Below are 16,744 nucleotides of genomic sequence, written 5' to 3' on the forward strand. Positions count from 1 at the left end.
CGCTCTTCAACTCCCGTACATCCACCCACGCAGCCCGATACCTCCTGCATGGGCCTTCATCCACTTACATTTTACGGTGAACCGTCGAGTTTGTCCACTCATTTCGGGTAGATTCAGGGATTTCTCTCGCGGCAAGCGGTTTATTCGCGGAATTCTAGTTAGGATACGAGGGGGGAGGTAGTTTAACATGAGGGACAGTAATGGGTTGAGTGGCGTTCCCGGCTCATTTTGCTGCCGCGCCGACCTTGTTTTCGGCTGTGCGTTCCAGTACAACAATTGCGGAACGTCTTCCAACAAACACGCAGGCTGCGTGCCCATAGGGGAATTCCCATGACAGCGTTTCTTGTGCCCTTCGCAATCGTGGTGGCTTCGGCGGCTGCCGTTAATGGCCCGACCGTCATTGTCGACGTGGACGTGAACGACGAGGTGTATGGCCGGCCGCAACCGATGACCGAAGCCGATGTGGACTCCCTGGTGGGGCGCCTGCAGGATGGCGGGTGCGAGGTTCTCCTTATTCGCACGGGGTATCTTGGCGTGTTGCCGTACCGCACGGAACTGAGCTACCCCATGCAATTTGATGAGGATCACGCCCGTCTCCATCAGTCTCCGGTGCTCGGCGACGTGGAGGGCTACATTGCGAACCGCAAGGAGGTCATCGAGCGGTACCGGGCCTTTCTTGAGGCGTGCAATCCGCCCGAAGCCTTCATCAACGCTGCTCACAAACGCGGCATGAAGGCCATTGTCTGGATTGATATGTACGACAACTTCTATCCCGGGTACCGGTCGAAATTTCTCGAAGATAACCCTCACTGCGTGTGGACTGCCCGCGACGGCAAGCTGCGGTTCCCGGGCCTGATCAGCTATGCCTTCCCCGAAGCGCGCGCGTTCTGCGTGTCCCAGGCGAAAGAGTTGTTGGCTCTCGGGGCCGATGGCATTCATTGTTCGACCAGCGCCCATTGCCGCCACATGCCCAATTCGCACAAGACCGATTTCTACGGTTACGAACAGCCCGTGGCGGACGCATTCAAAGCCCGCTACGGCGTCGATATCCGCGCCGCCGGCGATTTCGACAAGGAGTCCTGGCACGACATCAAAGGCGAGTTTGTCGTTCAGCTCTACCGGGAGCTCGCTGAGGTCTGCCACGCGCAAGGCAAGGAACTCTGGATTGGCCTCCAACTTGGCCGCTACACTCAGTTCACGGTTGACCCGCATTTTGGCACCTACGATGTCGTGCGATACTCGAATCATTGGAGAACCTTGGTAGACGAGGGTATCGCGGACGCGTTCATACTCGGCGACTACGAGATCGCGGCGAATCCCGAGGCCTCTTATTGGTCGCTCAAAACGGATATCCAGCGCGCCGAGGGCCAGGACCTGTTTCAATGGGCGGCTGCCCACTACCGCGAATATTGCGCCGGCAAGACGAAGTTATACTTGTTTTCGGAATGGCTTCCGGGAGAGGCTGATGCGCTGGAACAACGCATGAGCGAGTGGGCCGGGCGCGTGCTTCAAAACGGGTTCGACGGCATCGACGTGCACGAAGCATGGAATTTCGAAGGGCCTGCCGAAAAGATGAGCGTGCTGAAACGGTTTTCCAATACCCTCAAGGGACGAACCGAGTAGGACCAAGACTGGGGAGGTCTGGCATGGCTACTGCAACGTTATTCCGCGAGAACAGGACCATTATTTCGGGCTCAGGCACATGCCTGTTCATGCTCGTATCACTTCTGTCTGCCGCGGCCCCGTCCGGCGGGGCGGTTTACGATGTGCGCGAGTATGGTGCGACCGGCGACGGCGCGACGCTCGACACGGCAGCCCTGCAGAAGGCCATCGACTCATGCCACGAAAATGGCGGGGGCGCGGTGTATTTCGCTCCCGGACGTTATCTTTGCGGGACGCTGTTCCTGAAGAGCCACGTGCGGTTATACGTGGATGCGGGCGCGGTGCTCTTGGGCAGCACCAATCTGGAGGACTACCCCGAGACGGTCCAGGGATTCCGGTCGTTTACCGACAGGTACAGCACCCGCAGCCTCATCTACGCCGAAAAGGCCGAGAATACTGGCATGGAAGGTCCCGGCGCGATCGACGGGCAGGGCGGGGCGTTCGACGGAGAGTACAAGGTCCGGCCTTACCTGATCCGCATCGTCTCGTGCAAAAGCGTCCGCATGAACGGAGTCACCCTCCGGGACAGTCCCATGTGGACCGTCCACTTCCTCGATTGCGACGGGGTGGCTGTTGACGGGGTTACGATCCGCACGCGGGTGAACAAGAACAACGACGGCCTCGATATCGACTGCAGCGAGAACGTGCGGATCAGCAACTGCGACATCTGGAGCGGCGACGATGCCATCGTACTCAAGAGCACCGCGTTTCGTCCCACGAAAAACGTCGCCATCACGAATTGCCTCCTCAGCAGCAACTGCAACGCACTCAAGATGGGCACGGAATCCAACGGGGGGTTCCAGCAGATTGCCATCAGCAACTGCGTGGTCTACGACAACGGCCTCGCAGGCGTGGCTCTGGAGATTGTCGACGGGGGGACGATGGACGGCGTGGTCGTGTCCAATCTGGCTATGAAGAACGTAGGGTGCCCGCTGTTCATCCGGCTGGGCAATCGCGCACGCCCTCCCGTGGACGGTATGGACGCGCCTGGCGTGGGCGTTTTGCGCAACGTGACCGTCAGCGGTATCGAGGCGTCGGGCGCAGGTCCAGTGGGCTGCTCCATCACCGGTATTCCTGGCCACTTCGTGGAGAATGTTACGCTCAGCAACCTGCGCTTTTCATTCGCCGGCGGCGAACACGCCCGCGAGGATATCTACGCTGTTCCTGAAAATGAAGACAAGTACCCCGAGCACTCGATGTTCGGGAAACTGCCCGCTTACGGTTTCTTCGTGCGCCATGTGCGCAACTTACGCATGGACAACGTCGAGGTGGCCTGGGAGCAGCCCGACGGCCGGCCCGCCATGGTCTGCGACGACGTCGAGGGATTCGACATCGATGGTTTTGACGGCATGGCATCGCCCGAGCAGAAAATGCTTATCGGGTTCCGAAATGTCCGCAACGCTTTTATCCGCGGGTGCATACCCGGCGAAAACGTGAGCACCTTTTTGCGGGTTGACGGTTCCGGAAGTCGAAACGTCGTTCTCGAGGCCAACGCCATCCCGGAAGGTGTGACGCCCATGGAGGGCGCCTCCGAAGACTAGGTCCGGGAACTGGTGCGCATGGTGTTCCATGTTCCCCGAAGTGGCGGGGCAGTCGGGAGAGCAGCGGCGTCAGGTAGGTTCACTTTTCACGGCGGGATACTCGAGGCGTGTAGCGTAGTTGCGTCCTCTGCGGCGGGAAGCGCTTGACAAGCCCTTTCTTATTTGGCAGAATTGCCAACTAATCAGGAGGCTGTCATGGACGCGAAAACGCAGGCACGGTATGAGGCTCGGGCGAAGGTCATCAAGGCCATGGCCCATCCCACCCGGCTGTTTATGGTTGATCAACTCGCGAAGGGCGAGAAATGCGTCTGCGAATTGACGGAGATGGTCGGCGCTGACATCTCGACCGTGTCGAAGCATCTCTCGCTGCTCAAGAACGCGGGCATTGTACAGGACGAAAAGCGTGGCTTGATGGTGTTCTACGCCCTGCGGACACCCTGCGTGCTGAAAGTGTTCGCGTGCATTGAGGGAGTCATGAGAGAGAAGGCGGCGGAGGCGTTGGCGGCCATCGAGTCGTAGTGTCACGGTGACGGGGACCGAAGGGTCCCCCTTTTGTTGCCCGCCTACTTGGTTATTTGGTGAGAAGGGACAAAGTTATGACCGATTGGAAGCAGGAATGGAAGCCGTTGGCCGTGCTGGTTGTCGGGTTTCTGGTGTGCTTTTTCCTGCCGGTGGGCTGGGCGCGGTTCGACAACGCGGTGATGGAGGGGCTGCACCTGGTGAAGTGGTACGCACGCGAGCACGTGCTGCTGTGCCTTATCCCGGCGTTTCTGATCGCGGGGGCCATCGCGGTATTCGTCAACCAGGCGTCGGTCATGAAATACCTGGGTGCCAGCGCGCCGAAGGTCCTGGCATATGGCGTCGCTTCGGTTTCGGGCACGATCCTCGCCGTGTGCTCGTGCACGGTGCTGCCGCTGTTCGCGGGCATTTACCGGATGGGCGCGGGGCTGGGTCCGGCAACGGCATTCTTGTACTCGGGTCCGGCCATTAATGTTTTGGCTATCGTGCTTACGGCCCGCGTGCTCGGACTCGAGCTGGGGGTCGCCCGCGCGGTCGGGGCTGTCGCGTTCAGCGTGATCATCGGACTTGCGATGCACCTGATCTTCCGGAAGGAGGAGTTGGCGAAGGCGAAGGCGGCCGCCGCCATGCCTGTTCCGGAAACCAGCCGCCCCCTCTGGCAGAACGGCGTCTATTTCGCTTCGCTGGCGGGGGTGCTGGTGTTTGCGAACTGGGGCGCGCCGGACACGCCTGGCGGGTTCTGGTACGCGGTCTACGCCAATAAGTGGCTGTTGACGGGCCTTTCGGCGGCCGTTCTGGCGGCTGCCCTGGCGCTGTGGTTCGGCGTGCGCTGGTGGAAGCTGACGGTTCTCGCGGCCATCGTGATTCCGGCGGCGTTCTTCGCTCCCGGCGGCCCGCTGGCGCCCTTCTCGCTCGGCTTATTCGGGCTGGTGATTATCGCGCACACGGAATCGGCGGAAATGCAGTCCTGGCTTGAGCAGACCTGGACTTTTGCGAAGCAGATTCTGCCTCTGTTGCTGGCGGGGGTGCTGGTGGCCGGGCTGTTATTGGGACGGCCCGGTGAGGAGGGTCTGATCCCCTCCGCCTATGTCTCGCGCCTGGTCGGCGGCAACTCGCTGTGGTCAAACCTGTTCGCCGCCGTGATTGGCGCGTTCATGTACTTCGCGACCCTGACCGAGGTGCCGATTCTCCAGGGATTGATCGGAAGCGGGATGGGCAAGGGTCCGGCTCTCGCTTTGTTGTTGGCGGGTCCGGCCCTCAGTTTGCCCAGCATGCTCGTGCTCCGCAGCGTGTTGGGGACGAAAAAGACCGTTGTATATGTGTTGCTCGTCATCGTGATGGCGACCGTGACGGGGATGCTCTTCGGCGCAATTATGGGCGCTTGACGCCCTGGATAGAAAGGAAGAAGTCATGAAGAGACTGCAGATACTGGGGCCGGGATGTTTCAAATGCCAGAAGTTGGCCGAGGCCGCTGAAGCCGCTGCTCGCGAGCTGGGCGTTGAATATGAATTGGAGAAAGTGAAGGAGATTGACAAGATTATGGCGTTCGGGGTGATGATGACGCCGGCGCTGGTTGTCGATGGGGAGGTGAAAGTTTCGGGCAAGGTGCCGACGGTCGAGGAAATCAAGAAGATGCTGCAATAGAGGGGAGCGCCTTGGAGGGTTTGAGTATGGCCGAGCAGAATACATGCAGTTGCGGGAAAGTCCAGTACAACATGGCCTTTGCGTGTTCCGGCGCCGCCGATGTCGGGGCGATCGCCGATCAGGCCGCCCGCGCGTTGGCGCGCGAGAAAACGGCGTTCATGTGTTGCACTGCCGCCATCGCGGCGGAGATTCCGGACATCCTGGAAAAGGCAGCGCTTGCCAACCGGCTGGTCGTTATTGACGGTTGCGACAAGGCCTGTGCCAAGCAGATTATGGATAAGGGCGGATTCAACGATCTCGCTCACGTCGAACTCGGGTCCCTGGGTATGGAAAAAGGCAAAACGCCTCCCACCGAGGAAAACGTGGGCAAGGCGTTGGCTGCCGCGCGTGAAGCGCTCACTGGAAATTCCGGTTGAGACCGTCAACTTGGGAAGGAGGGCACTGGCATGTCTGGAGAAATTGGCCGCAGAGCGTTGATGGGAGCCGCGGGTGCGGCCGTGGTTGCGGGCACGTTGGGCAAGGGAGCGTTTGCACAAGAGTCACCCTCGGTCAAGAAAGTCATTGCGGTAAGCACCAGTTTGCGGGCAGGAAAGACGACCGCCGCCGGGCTGACCCTGTGCCTGGAGGCGGCCAAGGAGCAAGATCCCTCGCTCGAGACCGAATTGATCGAGTTGTCTGGGTTGAACATCCCGCCTCAAGTGGCTGGAGGGCTGCCTTTGAAGGAAGGCGAGACCGACGATTTTCCCGCCATCGCTGAGAAACTGTGCGACCCCGCCGTCGTCGGCATCCTTGTCGGTTCGCCCGTCTACTTCAACAACATGAGCGCGTTGTGCAAGGCCTTCATCGACCGGTGCATCGCGTTTCGCAAGAACGGGTTCGAGTTGCGCAACAAGGTCTTCGGAGCGCTGGCCGTCGGCGGCGCGCGCAACGGCGGACAGGAACTCACCGTCAGTTCAATCCATGCTGGGTTCCTGGGCCAGGACCTGATTGTCGTCGGGGACGGGAAACCCTCGGGCCGCATTGGCGCGACCCTCTGGAACCAGAATGATTCGATCGCCGGGGACGAGTTTGGAGTGGGCACCGCGAGAGGCCTCGGCCGCCGCGTCGCCGAACTCGCTGGATTGATAAATCGTTGACGGACAGGAGCACAACGGCGTACACGACGAGCGCGCTTCGCCGCCGAATAGGGAGGTTCTTTGATGAAGTCCATGCACAAGATCCTTATTGTCGTTTTGTTGGGCGCCGCGATTGCCGGCGCGTTGGTGTTGAAGGCGCGTGATACCGCTCCGAATGACGCTGACGGCCCTGAGAAGGGCGCTTCTGGCCCCGTGAACGCGCAAGCGCCGGGAGAGACTGTTGAAGCGGCGTCTCCAAAGCCGGCGGCCGCACCTGCGAAGAGCCTTCCCAGACTGGTTGATTTGGGCGCGAAAGAGTGTATTCCCTGCAAGATGATGGCCCCCATACTCGAGGAGTTGAAGAAAGAATATGCGGGGAAAATGGAGGTCCTGTTCATCGACGTCCGCGAGAATCCTGAGGCGGGCGAGGAATACGGGATTCAACTCATCCCGACGCAGATTCTATTTGACGCCTCGGGAAAGGAACTATTCCGTCACGTTGGTTTCTTTGCGAAGGATGACATTCTCGCCGCGTGGAAAGAACTGGGCTTTGATTTCGGAGCCGTGTCTGAGGAAACGCCCGCATTCAGCCGTTGGGCCCCGACGCAGACGGATGACAGGCCGCGTGAGACCATCTGCTATCTTTGCGACGGGGACATCCATGAAAAGACCAGGACGGTCATGAAAACACCCGCCGGAGATGTCGCGTTCTGTTCGCCCCACTGCTACATCATCACTTTCGCGAGCCTCACCGACGCGAACAAGTCGCATCAAAATGCGGCGGTGACGGATTGGGCCGCGGGCGAGCTGATTCCCGTGACCGAAGCTCTCTATCTCTATGGCATAGAGCCAAATGGCCGGCCAACGGTGAAGGCGTTCGTGGACAATAGCGCCGCAGAGGCAGAACAAACCCAATCCGGGGGCAGTGTTTTGGCGTGGGACCAGTTGGAAACGAAAGAAACGGCTACCCGGTGCGGGTTCTGTGACCGGCCGGTCTACCCGGAGGACGCCTCTATCGTCCGCGTAGATGGCATGCAGACGTGGGGATGTTGCGTGATGTGTGCATTGGGTGTGGCGGCACGCACGGGCAAGGATATCGAAGTGGAGGCTAAAGACGCGCTCACCGGAGAGCCCGTGACAGTCAAGACCTTCGAGGGCCATGTCGCGGAACTCGAACCAGCTACGGCCGTTGCCTGGGCCGGCGCCAAAAAAGACGCCGAAGGAAAGGTTGTGTCCACAGGCTGCTTCAAGCAAGCCTTCTTCAGGAGCGAGCCGAATCTGCGGAAATGGGTCGATGAACATGCCACCGCGACCGGGCACCAAGTAACTATCGAGCAAGCCCTTTCTGCAAAGATGAAGATGACTCCTGAACAAATCACCAAAGCGTGCAAGATCGGTGAGTGCGTGCCCAAGTAAGAGGTGGAAGCAGCGGGATCCGAATCGTGATGCAGGGATTATTCACAGCGTTGACGCACAGTGTCGAGGGAAGCGCGGCGATCGCTATTGGCGCATCCATTCTCTGGGGCATTCTCAGCATTCTCCTTAGCCCCTGCCATCTCGCCAGCATCCCATTGATCGTGGGGTTCATCGACAGCCAGGGCCGGACTTCCGCCCTGCGGGCGTTCCTCATATCGCTGCTTTTTTCGGTAGGCATTCTAATCACCATTGGCCTGATAGGCGTTATTACGGCCGCGGCCGGGCGGATGATGGGCGATGTGGGCCGGTATGGGAATTACTTCGTCGCGGCCATCTTCTTTCTGGTGGGACTTCACCTGCTCGACGTGATCCCCATGCCTTGGTCTGGACCGGGCAGTATCAACATGAAGCGGCGCGGCCCTGTTGCAGCTTTTGTCCTCGGGCTGGTGTTCGGCATCGCGCTCGGACCCTGCACCTTCGCCTATATGGCCCCCATGCTCGGCGTGACGTTCAAACTGGCCGCAACCAACCTTGCCTATGGAGTGCTGCTCCTGCTGGCGTACGGCGTGGGCCATTGTTCCGTCATCGTTTTCGCGGGCACGTTTACCGAAGTCATACAGAAATACCTCAACTGGAACGAGAAGTCGCGTGGGACGGTGATGTTGAAACGATGTTGTGGTGCCCTCGTACTGATAGCCGGGCTATATATGGTCTATAACGCTTCGTAAGCGAAGCATGGATTTGCACCCGTGTGTAGCCCCGCGGGAAAGCTAGCGCATGTGTAATTATACCGGAGTTCTTGTAGAACAGTTGTCCGAGGCTTTAGGAGAGGAAACGACGTGATGAGCAATGAAGAAAGAATCCGTGAGAGGGTTAGAACAGGCTACGCTTCTATCGCTAGAGGGGACGGCTCGTGCTGTGGGCCGGCGCAGACCTGTTGTGGCGGCGGGGGCGGCGAGGCCGCCCAGCTGGCTCAGGCTATTGGCTACGACGCTGAAGAGCTGGCGGAACTGCCGGAGGGCGCTAATATGGGCCTTTCCTGCGGGAATCCTATCGCTTTGGCCACGTTGAAACCCGGCGAAACCGTCGTCGACCTTGGCAGCGGCGGCGGGTTCGACGTATTCATGGCAGGACGTAAGCTGGGTCCCGAGGGACGCGCCATCGGCGTCGACATGACCGCCGAGATGGTGGCGAAGGCGCGCCGAAATGCTGAAGAATACCGCGCACGCACGGGCCTCGATAACATCGAGTTCAGGCTTGGCGAGATCGAGCACCTGCCGCTGGCCGACAACTCCGCGGACGTGGTGATCTCGAATTGTGTCATCAACCTGTCGCCGGACAAGGGCCAGGTCTGGCGCGAAATCGCTCGCGTGCTGAAACCCGGCGGCCGCGCGGCCGTATCCGATTTGGCGTTGCTGAAACCTCTGCCTCAAGAGATGCGCGAGATGGTTGAAGCGCTCGTGGGCTGCATCGCGGGCGCGGTTCTGGTGAAGGAAACTGAGCGGATGGCGAAAGAAGCGGGGCTTGTGGAAATCGAGCTTGTGGAAAAGCGGGGGTATGTTGAGAAGATGACGGATTGGAATGACCCTCTGTACCGGAAGATTATAGAGAACCTGCCTGCAGGGACGCGTATGAATGAATTTGTTACCAGCCTGTACGTGACGGGAAAAAAGCCATCGGCACAGTGAGAATACGCAAAAAGAGGGCGAACACATGGAACACGGCGTGGCCAAGAAACTTTCGTTTCTGGACAGGTACTTGACGCTTTGGATCTTCCTGGGTATGGCCATTGGCGTCACGACAGGCTATCTGGTTCCCGGGGTTGAGGCGCTTATCCATCGCTTTCAAGTTGGCACAACGAACATTCCCATTGCCATCGGTCTCATTCTCATGATGTACCCGCCGCTCGCCAAGGTGCGCTATGAGGACCTTGGCGATGTCTTCCGGAACTATCGCGTATTGGGATTGAGCCTTGTCCAGAACTGGATAGTAGGCCCAATCCTGATGTTCGTGCTCGCCACTGTCTTTCTGCGCGACAAGCCGGAATACATGGTTGGACTCATCATGATCGGGCTCGCACGCTGTATCGCGATGGTCATCGTTTGGAACGAGCTTGCCAAAGGTGACACCGAGTACTGCGCCGGGCTTGTGGCCTTCAACAGCGTGTTTCAGGTCTTGTTCTTCAGTGTGTACGCGTGGGTATTCATTACGATTTTGCCGCCGAAGTTCGGACTTCAGGGCGTGGCGGTCGACGTTACGATTGGCCAAATCGCCAAGACCGTGTTTATCTACCTCGGCATTCCGTTCCTTGCGGGGATATTGACGCGGCTTGTTCTCGTCAATGCCAAGGGGAAGGAATGGTACCACGGCAAATTCATCCCGAAGATCAGTCCGATCACGCTCATTGCCCTGTTATTCACCATCGTCATCATGTTCAGCCTGAAGGGCAACCTGATCGTGCAAATTCCTCTGGACGTGGTCCGAATCGCCATCCCATTACTGATTTACTTCATTGTCATGTTTCTGGCAAGTTTCTTCATGAGTAAGAAGGTGGGCGCAAACTATCCCCAAAGCGCAACGTTAGCCTTCACAGCCGCCAGCAATAACTTCGAGCTAGCCATCGCCGTTGCTGTTGCCGTCTTTGGCATAAATTCCGGCGCGGCCTTTGCGGCGGTTATCGGGCCGCTGGTAGAAGTGCCGGTTCTTATCGGGCTGGTTAATGTTGCCCTTTATTTTCGGCGCAGCTATTTCACGGAAGCCACCGCACCACCCGCTGGGCCGGACTGAAAGACCCTTCACGGGCTATCAAGAGACAGTGAGTCAGCGGACGAGATGGCCATTGACGAAACCAGAAGAGGCGGATAGGATAGCCGCGTGAAGAGCCTCTAATACGTTCAGGTCGCTCCGAAAAGAAAGCCCTGGGGTGGTACTATGAGCCCGCTTCGGCACGTGATTCCGCGGGGGGAGGGGGAATGGCCGTGAATCGCGTTCGGCAGCTTATCGGTGCGTGTGTTGTCATGCTGAGCCTTGCTTCCCCGACAATACCGTCCGCGGCCGCTCAGGTCGAGGTGGTCGTGTCCGGGGAGTGCGCTCCGCTCGAGAAGTTCGCCGCGGAGGAACTCCAGCGTTGCCTGGGGCGTTTGTTCAGTATGTCTCCGGCCGTCGTTGCGGCGCCCAGTGAGAATGGGGATTTCCTGTTCTTTGTTGGCACGAGGGAGCATGCGGGCGGATTCCCGGGGGCGGCCTTGCCCGTGCCTCTGACCGGACAAGGGTTCTTGTTGCGCCGCACGCCATGGAAACAGGGAACGCCGTCTATGACCATCGTCGGCGGGAGTCCCGTGGCGGTTCTGTGGGGGGTCTACGAGTTGGGCGAGCGGTACGGCGTGCGCTACCTGCTTGACGGCGACGTCTACCCTGAGCCGCGCGAGGAAATCTATCTGCCGGAGATCGACCAGGTGTTCGAGCCGGTGTTCCGCGTGCGAATGTGGAAAACCATGGGCGACTTCGCGTTCGGTATGGAAGGCTGGAGTATGGCCCAATACCGCCCGTTCATCGATCAACTGGCCAAGCTCAAATTCAACCGGATCAGGGTGAGCAGCGGTCCTTCACAGCCTTTCCTCGGCTTGAAAGTCGAGGGCGTGACCCAACAGACAGCCACCCTCTGGTACGGCGCCCGCTTCCCCATCACCGAAGACATGCCGGGCCGCGCGCTCTTTGGAAACGAGACCGAGTTCTGGAACCCTGATTTGCCGTTGCCCGAAGCCGGTGCCGAAGCGCTGATCGCCGCGGGAGAGAAACACTGCCACGAGCTCATTGCCTATGCCCATAGCCGCGGCATTGAATCCAGTTTCGTGGGTTCCATTACGGACTTTCCGAAGGAATTCGCGGCAGTCCTGCCTGAAACGGAAGTCGTTCAGCAACTGGGTCAACTCACCGTAAGCCCCGGTCCTTCCGTAAGACCCGACAACCCGGACCTGCTGCGTGTGGCGGGCTCCGTGCTCCGGACGCTTTTGAGTACTTACAACGAAGTGGATTCGTACGGCTTCCCAGCCGGTACGGAATGGCCGAGCTGGATCGACCTCTACACCTGGGCGTGGCAGGAGCTCGATGCGCGCTACCGCATCGGTGAAGTTACCACGCTCGACGCCGTTCTGGAAGACGCCTCCCGCCGCGTCAATTTCACCGGGGGGCCCGACCGGGCAGTCAGGCAGGTCAAGGGCGACCTCGCGGGGTTGTGTTTCCTGGATCGTCTGAGGACGGACGTCGTGCCCGTATCCGCGAAACCCGGCGCGCGGTTCGTGTATTACGAGGTTGCCGAGGAGCTTTTCCCCATTCTTCCCCGGGTGATGCCCGGCGATACCGAGCTCCTGATCGTTCTCGACTATACGCCGACCCGTGTGTTGCGCCGGCGTGAAGCTTTCGACAGAATCCCGGCCGGCGAAGTCCCCACGATCCTCGCGCTGACGCTTCAAGACGACGGTGTCGGGGTGCCACCGCAATTGACGACCGGTTCGCTCCACGAGCTCGTTCGCGAAATGCGTGATCACGGGCTGGCCGGTTTCTGTACCCGGCAATGGATGATCAGCGACCTCGATCCGGCTGTTGCCTACCTGACAAAGGCTGCCTGGGACCCGGCAACGACGCCCGACTCGGCGTACAGGGACTTTATTCGCGCGGTATGCAGCGAAGAAGCCGTCGAGCCCATGCTTCAGGCTTTCAGCAGAATCGAGGCAGCCACCGCCGCCCTGGAGGATCACGGGCTGGGCATCGGGTTCCCCGTGCCCACCATGATCATGCGGCACTGGTCCGCGGGACCGTTCCCCGAAGAACTCGCCAAGGACCGGGAGGACTACCGGGCGGCCTTGGAGTTAGTGCGGCAGGCGCCGCGTTCGGAGCGGAAAGAGGCCCAGTCCTACGTCGACTACTGGAATGGCCGGCTCGAATTTGCCGTGGGCTTTTTCGATACGATCGAAACGGTTATGAAAGCGGCTACGGCCGAAGCTGCGGCCAGGGAAGCGCAACAACAGACCGATTCGCAGAAGTACAAGGCACAGCTTGCCGAAGCAGCGGATTATGCGGAGGCGGCCCGCACGGTCGCTTTTAAGGCCATCGATACCCTGGCAAAAGTCGCCAGAAACCAGTCAGACCGCGGCGCGGTGGCAACCATGGCCGAATACATCTACCGCCCCCTGAAAAACAAAGCGCAAGAATTGCGGACCCAGTACGACGGGGCGCCGAAGCCACAATGAGCCCCGCGAAGCCCCATGACCGGCGCGTGATACGGCCATGCTTCCACGGGTTGGACTCCGTCACGCGGCAGGTGTAAGAATGGGGGGGCGAGAGCGGTCTGGGCTGCACCTGCGGGCCGGAAGAGGTGAGGCTCGTTTCCCTGTCGCAAAACGCGAGGAGGTGTGGATGGCGTACTGTCTGGAGCCGAACGAGAATCCCGCGGACGGTTTGAAGCGTATCGCGCTGGAGCAACTCGACCAGGCGCTCGAGAACGCCAGTAATCCGGCCATGGACCGAGACGAAGCGATTCACGATGTGCGGAAGCGAATGAAGAAGCTTCGTGCAGTTCTGCGCATGGCCCGTGATGAGCTTGGAGAGAAGGTCTACAAGAGCGAGAACGCCTGTTACCGCGAAGCCGCGAAACGTCTCGCGGGGCTGCGTGAGGTGGCCGTACAAGTGGCTACGGTAGAAAACCTCAAGTCTTATTTCTCCGGCCAAACCGGCGTGGATGCGTTTGATCCTTTGCTCGCCAACCTTCAGGAGCAAGTGGACGCCGTTCACGGGGATGACCCGGAGCGGAAGAGCGCCCTGGCTGACGTGGCTGACTTGTTGCGCGCGGCACGCGGCCGGGCGAAAGACTGGCCAATCAAGGCGCGCAATTTTTCCGCTATGGCCAAGGGGGTTCGCGGGGTGTATCGCAGGGGACGCAAGGGGCTTCGCACGGTCACGAAGGCCGCAAGCGATAACAACTTCCACGAATGGCGCAAGAGCGCAAAGTACTTGTGGTATCACGCGCGTATTCTCGAGGCTTCATGGCCCGCAATGATGAGTGCGCTTGTGGCGGAGCTGGACATTCTCGGCGACGCGTTGGGCGCGGATCACGACTTGGCCGATTTGCGGGCAACGCTTTCCGGGAATCCTGAGCTGTCTGGAGGCGCGCCAGAACTCCAAACGGTGATGGGTTTTGTTTCACTCCGCCAGGATGAACTCCGCAGTGCTGCGCTGGCTCTGGGGAAGCGTATTTACGCTGAAAAACCGGCGGCTTTCGCGGACCGTCTGGAGGTCTATTGGTATATAGCGCGTGCTTCTACTCCAGGGTGATGGGGAACCGTTCGCGCAGGCCCGAGTCTCTTTGCGGGTTACATCCGCGCGTCCTTAGCGCCAGGGAATGTAGAAGTCGTGGCGCCCGATGCCGGGATGTAGCAGCTCTGCATGTAGTCAATCACCATCCGTGCGGCGCTGAATCGCCACGGGAGAGTCCGGAGTGCGTGTTTTTGCCGGGCAATCCATTCATTGGGAATGCCATCGCTGTCGCGGGCGTAAAACAGGGGGGCCACTTCGTTTTCAAGGCATGAGAACAGGGCTTCGCGGTCGTGTTCGTCCTGGCGGTCGGGGTCGCTGTATTCTTCGCCCGCGCCGATGGCAAATCCGTTAAACCCGTCGTAGGCCTCGGCCCACCAGCCATCGAGCACCGAGAGATTGAGCCCGCCATTCAATACCACCTTCTGACCGCTGGTACCGCACGCTTCGCGGGGCCGTCTGGGATTGTTGAGCCAAACGTCTACGCCTTGGACAAGGTGGCGGTTCACATTGATGTCGTGGTCTTCGATGTACACGATTTTGCCCTTGAACTGGGGCATTTGCGTTACGTCGTAGACGTGCTTGATCAGCCCCTTCCCGTTTTCGTCGTTGGGGTGCGCTTTCCCTGCGAGAATGAATTGCACGGGCCGTTCCTTGTGGTTCACGAGCCGTTCAAGCCGCTGGAGATCGCCGAAGATCAACGTTGCCCGCTTATAAGCGGCGAAACGGCGGGCAAAACCAATCGTGAGAACATTGTGGTCTAGACACTTCTTGGGGTCCAGTTCGGCGGCAGCTTGTCCGGCGCGCCGTGATGTCTGGTGGCAGAGGCAGCGGCGGACGTAATCGACCAGGTTGTTTTTCAAGATCTGATGTTGTTCCCAGAATTCAACGTTGTCGATACTCTCGATGTTGGCCCAGATGTCAATCTGATGTGCGCGTTCGGCCCAGTCTTCGCCGTGATAGCGGCTGTAGAGCCGCGCCATGGGCATGGCCAGCCACGTGGTTGTGTGCACACCGTTTGTGATGTGATAGATGGGAATCTCCTCAGGTGTGCGTGACGGCCAAAGCTCTTGCCACATCCGGCGGCTTACCCGCTCGTGAATGGCGGAGACCGCATTGCGGAATCGCGCCATTTTCAGCCCCAGTACCGTCATGCAGAACGGTTCGTTGTCGTCTTGGGGATTGACTCTTCCAAGCGCGAGCAGGTCCTTCTCTGACATTCTCAAGCGTTTGCGCTCTGGATTCACTATGCTCAGGAAGAGGTCGGCTGGAAATCGATCATGCCCCGCTTCTACGGGGGTATGAGTGGTGAAGACCGTCCGGTTGGCGACCCGGTCCTTGACCTCGTCAAACGAGCGGAGCTCATGTTCGATTATCTGCCGCGCAGCCTCGAGGGTGGCGAACGCGCTGTGGCCTTCATTCATGTGGATCACGCTCGGGCGGATCCCGAGAGCTTCGAGCGCCCGCATTCCCCCGATGCCCAGGATGAGTTCTTGCCGGAGGCGTGTGTACGCGTCGCCGCCATACAACTGGCCGGTGAGGCCGCGGTCTTCCTCCGAATTCTCTTCGACGTTGGTATCCAGCAACAGCAGCGTGCATCGGCCGACTTCGGCGCGCCAGACTCGTGCCCAGGTCTTTCGGTTGCCATTTTCGACCGCTACCCGCAACGGCTGGTTCTGTGCGCTTCTGGCCACGTCGAGTGGCAGATTCTCGACCTCGGCCTCAAGATAATCCTCGCGCTGCCACCCCTCGTTGTCGAGCCGCTGCTTGAAGTAACCATAAGCGTAATACAAGCCAATGCCCACGAGTGGAATTCCGAGGTCGGAGGCTGCCTGCAAGTGATCTCCAGCAAGTACGCCCATGCCGCCGGAATAGATGGGCAGCGATTCGTGGAGGCCGAATTCGGCGGAGAAATAGGCTATCGGATTCAGTTTGGTGGGACCGACGGCCCGGGCGCCCCACGTAGCGCGTTCGCCAAGATAGGTGTTCAGCTGGTGAAATGCGTGGGTGATGCGGGTGTCAATGGCGAGTTCGGTTTCGCGTTCCTGAAGCGTCTCATCGGGCAACCGCTTCAGAAACGCGACTGGATTGTGATTCACTTCGCGCCATAACGCCGGGTCGATGTCCCGGAATATGGCGATGATCTCGGGGTGCCATGTCCAATAAAGGTTTCTTGCCAATTCCCGTAAGCGCAGGGAGATTTTCATGGCTCACCGTATTTCTGGTTCGCACGCGGTGGGCAACACGCGCGCTCTTCACCTGGTCACCTTATGCTCTTTGGAGCATGCGGCAATTGCCGCGGCCGCGCATGGAAACGATGCGGAAGTTCCTGCAAGCCATTCGATGGATGCAAACCCAATACAATCACCCTACACCGTGCCCGTTGCGAACGTCAATATGCCCTCGGCCTTGTTTCAGGGGGCGCGGTCGGGTAAGGTGGGGAACGGGCGCCTGACGTATATGATGGGCCTGTTGTTGTTTCTCGACCACGGGTGACACTGTTGCGCGGCCGGTTTTCCGCGGCTGCTTCCTCGAGGC

Annotated in this window: 15 protein-coding genes; 14 read left to right on the plus strand and 1 reads right to left on the minus strand. The window is 59.6% G+C overall.

All coding sequences use genetic code 11. From position 1 onward, the window contains the following. The first annotated feature begins 330 nt into the window (after positions 1 to 330). The 13 genes from PLJ71_08815 to PLJ71_08875 all read left to right on the plus strand — a co-directional run bounded on the left by PLJ71_08815 (position 331) and on the right by PLJ71_08875 (position 14,227). Positions 331 to 1,623 (plus strand): hypothetical protein, encoded by a 1,293-nt coding sequence (locus PLJ71_08815; protein ID HQM48777.1) that lies wholly within the window; start codon positions 331 to 333, stop codon positions 1,621 to 1,623. A 23-nt stretch (positions 1,624 to 1,646) separates the two neighbouring features. Continuing rightward, entirely contained in the window at positions 1,647 to 3,203 is a 1,557-nt protein-coding gene (locus PLJ71_08820) for a glycoside hydrolase family 28 protein (GenBank protein HQM48778.1), read from the plus strand. 195 nt (positions 3,204 to 3,398) lie between these two features. Then, positions 3,399 to 3,722: a metalloregulator ArsR/SmtB family transcription factor gene (locus PLJ71_08825; protein ID HQM48779.1), complete on the plus strand. Its 324-nt coding sequence runs from the start codon at positions 3,399 to 3,401 to the stop codon at positions 3,720 to 3,722. A 77-nt stretch (positions 3,723 to 3,799) separates the two neighbouring features. Then, entirely contained in the window at positions 3,800 to 5,107 is a 1,308-nt protein-coding gene (locus PLJ71_08830) for a permease (GenBank protein HQM48780.1), read from the plus strand. A gap of 25 nt (positions 5,108 to 5,132) precedes the next feature. Then, positions 5,133 to 5,366, plus strand: coding sequence for a thioredoxin family protein (locus tag PLJ71_08835; protein HQM48781.1), 234 nt, complete (start codon positions 5,133 to 5,135; stop codon positions 5,364 to 5,366). Positions 5,367 to 5,392: 26 nt separating this feature from the next. Beyond that, positions 5,393 to 5,782, plus strand: coding sequence for a putative zinc-binding protein (locus PLJ71_08840; GenBank protein HQM48782.1), 390 nt, complete (start codon positions 5,393 to 5,395; stop codon positions 5,780 to 5,782). A 30-nt stretch (positions 5,783 to 5,812) separates the two neighbouring features. Continuing rightward, on the plus strand, positions 5,813 to 6,502 hold the full coding sequence (locus tag PLJ71_08845; protein ID HQM48783.1) for a flavodoxin family protein: 690 nt from the start codon (positions 5,813 to 5,815) through the stop codon (positions 6,500 to 6,502). 63 nt (positions 6,503 to 6,565) lie between these two features. Then, positions 6,566 to 7,897 carry an organomercurial lyase gene (gene merB, locus PLJ71_08850; protein ID HQM48784.1) on the plus strand — a complete coding sequence of 444 codons (1,332 nt, stop codon included), beginning with the start codon at positions 6,566 to 6,568 and terminating at the stop codon, positions 7,895 to 7,897. 26 nt (positions 7,898 to 7,923) lie between these two features. Continuing rightward, positions 7,924 to 8,625 carry a cytochrome c biogenesis protein CcdA gene (locus tag PLJ71_08855; protein ID HQM48785.1) on the plus strand — a complete coding sequence of 234 codons (702 nt, stop codon included), beginning with the start codon at positions 7,924 to 7,926 and terminating at the stop codon, positions 8,623 to 8,625. 114 nt (positions 8,626 to 8,739) lie between these two features. Then, positions 8,740 to 9,585 carry an arsenite methyltransferase gene (gene arsM / locus PLJ71_08860; protein ID HQM48786.1) on the plus strand — a complete coding sequence of 282 codons (846 nt, stop codon included), beginning with the start codon at positions 8,740 to 8,742 and terminating at the stop codon, positions 9,583 to 9,585. A gap of 25 nt (positions 9,586 to 9,610) precedes the next feature. Beyond that, positions 9,611 to 10,684, plus strand: a complete 1,074-nt coding sequence (gene arsB / locus PLJ71_08865) for an ACR3 family arsenite efflux transporter (GenBank protein HQM48787.1) — start codon at positions 9,611 to 9,613, stop codon at positions 10,682 to 10,684. 191 nt (positions 10,685 to 10,875) lie between these two features. Next, on the plus strand, positions 10,876 to 13,146 hold the full coding sequence (locus PLJ71_08870) for an alpha-glucuronidase family glycosyl hydrolase (GenBank protein ID HQM48788.1): 2,271 nt from the start codon (positions 10,876 to 10,878) through the stop codon (positions 13,144 to 13,146). A gap of 166 nt (positions 13,147 to 13,312) precedes the next feature. Further along, a complete protein-coding gene (locus tag PLJ71_08875; protein HQM48789.1) occupies positions 13,313 to 14,227 on the plus strand; it encodes a CHAD domain-containing protein in 915 nt (304 codons plus the stop codon). A 38-nt stretch (positions 14,228 to 14,265) separates the two neighbouring features. On the opposite strand, the gene glgP is transcribed toward PLJ71_08875, so the two are convergent. Continuing rightward, on the minus strand, positions 14,266 to 16,413 hold the full coding sequence (gene glgP / locus PLJ71_08880; protein HQM48790.1) for an alpha-glucan family phosphorylase: 2,148 nt from the start codon (positions 16,411 to 16,413) through the stop codon (positions 14,266 to 14,268). On the opposite strand from glgP, the gene PLJ71_08885 reads away from it, so the two are divergent. Continuing rightward, positions 16,412 to 16,702: a hypothetical protein gene (locus PLJ71_08885; protein ID HQM48791.1), complete on the plus strand. Its 291-nt coding sequence runs from the start codon at positions 16,412 to 16,414 to the stop codon at positions 16,700 to 16,702. The two genes, glgP and PLJ71_08885, sit on opposite strands and share 2 nt — an antisense overlap. Positions 16,703 to 16,744: the final 42 nt, after the last annotated feature.

Source organism: Candidatus Hydrogenedentota bacterium (genome assembly GCA_035416745.1).
Classification (GTDB): Bacteria; Hydrogenedentota; Hydrogenedentia; order Hydrogenedentales; family SLHB01; genus UBA2224.

Coding starts and splice junctions, on each gene's coding strand:
- PLJ71_08815 (HQM48777.1), top strand. CDS start 331: ATGACAGCGTTTCTTGTGCCCTTCGCAATCGTGGTGGCTTCGGCGGCT.
- PLJ71_08820 (HQM48778.1), top strand. CDS start 1,647: ATGGCTACTGCAACGTTATTCCGCGAGAACAGGACCATTATTTCGGGC.
- PLJ71_08825 (HQM48779.1), top strand. CDS start 3,399: ATGGACGCGAAAACGCAGGCACGGTATGAGGCTCGGGCGAAGGTCATC.
- PLJ71_08830 (HQM48780.1), top strand. CDS start 3,800: ATGACCGATTGGAAGCAGGAATGGAAGCCGTTGGCCGTGCTGGTTGTC.
- PLJ71_08835 (HQM48781.1), top strand. CDS start 5,133: ATGAAGAGACTGCAGATACTGGGGCCGGGATGTTTCAAATGCCAGAAG.
- PLJ71_08840 (HQM48782.1), top strand. CDS start 5,393: ATGGCCGAGCAGAATACATGCAGTTGCGGGAAAGTCCAGTACAACATG.
- PLJ71_08845 (HQM48783.1), top strand. CDS start 5,813: ATGTCTGGAGAAATTGGCCGCAGAGCGTTGATGGGAGCCGCGGGTGCG.
- merB (HQM48784.1), top strand. CDS start 6,566: ATGAAGTCCATGCACAAGATCCTTATTGTCGTTTTGTTGGGCGCCGCG.
- arsM (HQM48786.1), top strand. CDS start 8,740: ATGAGCAATGAAGAAAGAATCCGTGAGAGGGTTAGAACAGGCTACGCT.
- arsB (HQM48787.1), top strand. CDS start 9,611: ATGGAACACGGCGTGGCCAAGAAACTTTCGTTTCTGGACAGGTACTTG.
- PLJ71_08875 (HQM48789.1), top strand. CDS start 13,313: ATGGCGTACTGTCTGGAGCCGAACGAGAATCCCGCGGACGGTTTGAAG.
- PLJ71_08885 (HQM48791.1), top strand. CDS start 16,412: ATGGCTCACCGTATTTCTGGTTCGCACGCGGTGGGCAACACGCGCGCT.
- glgP (HQM48790.1), bottom strand. CDS start 16,413: ATGAAAATCTCCCTGCGCTTACGGGAATTGGCAAGAAACCTTTATTGG.